The sequence below is a fragment of the Candidatus Symbiopectobacterium sp. genome, assembly GCF_020054415.1.
GTDB lineage: Bacteria > Pseudomonadota > Gammaproteobacteria > Enterobacterales > Enterobacteriaceae > Symbiopectobacterium.
Window position 1 is genome coordinate 1 of the sequence record NZ_JAHWCO010000170.1, and the last position, 1,779, is coordinate 1,779.

3 protein-coding genes and 2 pseudogenes are annotated in these 1,779 nt (G+C 44.6%); 2 read left to right on the forward strand and 3 right to left on the reverse strand.

The window, feature by feature from the left end; all coding sequences use genetic code 11:
• Positions 1-74 precede the first annotated feature (74 nt).
• Both QZ506_RS05120 and QZ506_RS05125 read right to left on the reverse strand, forming a co-directional pair.
• Positions 75-200 (reverse strand): annotated as a pseudogene (locus QZ506_RS05120) (Arc family DNA-binding protein); the annotation flags it as partial.
• 128 nt (positions 201-328) lie between these two features.
• Positions 329-457 carry a hypothetical protein gene (locus QZ506_RS05125; protein ID WP_291969523.1) on the reverse strand — a complete coding sequence of 43 codons (129 nt, stop codon included), beginning with the start codon at positions 455-457 and terminating at the stop codon, positions 329-331.
• Positions 458-752: 295 nt separating this feature from the next.
• Here QZ506_RS05125 and QZ506_RS05130 point away from each other — a divergent pair, with 295 nt between their 5' ends.
• Positions 753-938 carry a GhoT/OrtT family toxin gene (locus QZ506_RS05130; RefSeq protein WP_291969525.1) on the forward strand — a complete coding sequence of 62 codons (186 nt, stop codon included), beginning with the start codon at positions 753-755 and terminating at the stop codon, positions 936-938.
• 40 nt (positions 939-978) lie between these two features.
• On the opposite strand, the gene QZ506_RS05135 is transcribed toward QZ506_RS05130, so the two are convergent.
• Positions 979-1,407, reverse strand: a complete 429-nt coding sequence (locus QZ506_RS05135; RefSeq protein WP_291969527.1) for a universal stress protein — start codon at positions 1,405-1,407, stop codon at positions 979-981.
• 114 nt (positions 1,408-1,521) lie between these two features.
• Here QZ506_RS05135 and QZ506_RS21490 point away from each other — a divergent pair.
• Positions 1,522-1,653: pseudogene (locus tag QZ506_RS21490) on the forward strand (DUF4186 family protein); the annotation flags it as partial.
• Between the last annotated feature and the right edge of the window lie 126 nt (positions 1,654-1,779).

A 1,779-nucleotide genomic window follows, 5' to 3' on the forward strand; every position in this document is an offset into this window, starting at 1 on the left:
ACAAGCATTTTCCGCCAAACCAAGTATGGCAAAACAGCACGATTCCCTATTATTCAACAAAGCCCAGCAATAGTAAAACTTTTCGCCAAACGCGCCGCCACTTCAGCACTAATGGAAACCTGATTTTCTAAGGCAACCGCTTTGATTTGCTCTTTCAACTCTTGAGGGATCTTTAAGGATAAACTGGATATCTCACTCATTTTCTTACCTTTCTTTAAGAGATAAAAGGGCACTGTATGTTAGTCGTATGATAAAGTCTAGCATGACACAAAAATTTAATATTTCCGTCATGAAAAAGACACCACGCTATGCAGGCTCAATCAGTTACCTATTTCGACACCGCTGTGTGGTAGTCATCATACACAGCGCAATCATAGGAACATCGCAGGGCTGCAACGGCTTTGTTGAATAAATAGTTTTTATGCTGGCAGTCCAGTGAAACGACGGATCCTCGCAACGCAAAATCATGCAGTTAGGCATCATGAGAAAACTGTACAGCTGAGGGCACAAGCATTTTCTACCAAAACTGGCTTGGCAAAACAGCATGACTCACTATTATTCAACAAAGCCGGCTGCAACCTGAATTATTTCGAAAATAGATGACAATAATAATTATTGGTAAACCAATTATTTTACTTACAATGGAGAGAAGGTAAATGACTTGCGATCAGTGCCACAACACCAAACTTAACGCGTTGATTATAATATATTAACACATTAGAATAACGCGCCGCCACGAAAAGGAACCTGCTGTGTCACACCACGCCATCTGGGAATTTATCAAGCATGCCTACTTGTTGGGTGCCGTCATTGCGATGGTGATAACGTTTTTGCTGAGCCGAGATAAATCCCTGTTGATGCGTTTTCTGGCCTCAGCACTGATCGGGCTGACCTGGCCACTCAGCTTTCCACTGGTATTACTGTTTTCACTGCTGTAGCGGCGCGTCCTGACGGACAACGCCACACAACAACAAAACGCTATCTGACGACCAGTACTGTCGTCGTTGCATGACGAACGATGGCCGCAGCATTAGAACCGAGCAGATAGGTTTTAACATTGGGTCTGCGTGAGCCGACCACGATCAAATCCGCACCAATCTCTTGCGCTAATTGCAACGTCTCGTCGCGTGGTGATCCAAAGCTTACGCTATAGTGCACACGCTCAGCCGGAAGACCGGTCTTTGCCACCAGCGCTTTAAGCACCTCGTTTGCTTTGACCACTGCTTGGTTCTCAAACTCCTTAATACCAAATGAGTAGGCAGACATGAAGGCTGAGGCATCGGGCAAGGCATGAAACAAGTGAAGCGTGGCATCCGACGCCTTTGCCAACTGTACTGCATGCTGCAAGGCGTTTTGCGTTAATCCTTCTTCTTCCAGATCGATAGGGACCAGTATCATCGTATACATAGCAGCTCCTTATTGCAGATTCCCGCTTAAGAAAGGCATATCCCACCTCCGTATGATGTAAAATAACGCGTTATAAATCTGTGAAGTAGGTTTTATACGGACGATCATTTCTTACGTTTGTCTCGCTCTGCATTTCGACAACGTTTTGCTCTCGGGCCGAAAAAGTTGAATTATCTGAATCAAAAGTGCTTCAATGTCATCAAGCAACATGCTGGATCCTGTACACGAGATTGTGTAATTGCCTGATTTTGATATGTTCAATCCAACATCAAAAGCAGGTTACTTTATGGACGAAAAACAGTTACAGGCTCTGGCTAACGAGCTGGCCAAAAATCTCAAAACCCCTGACGATCTCAACCAGTTTGATCGCCT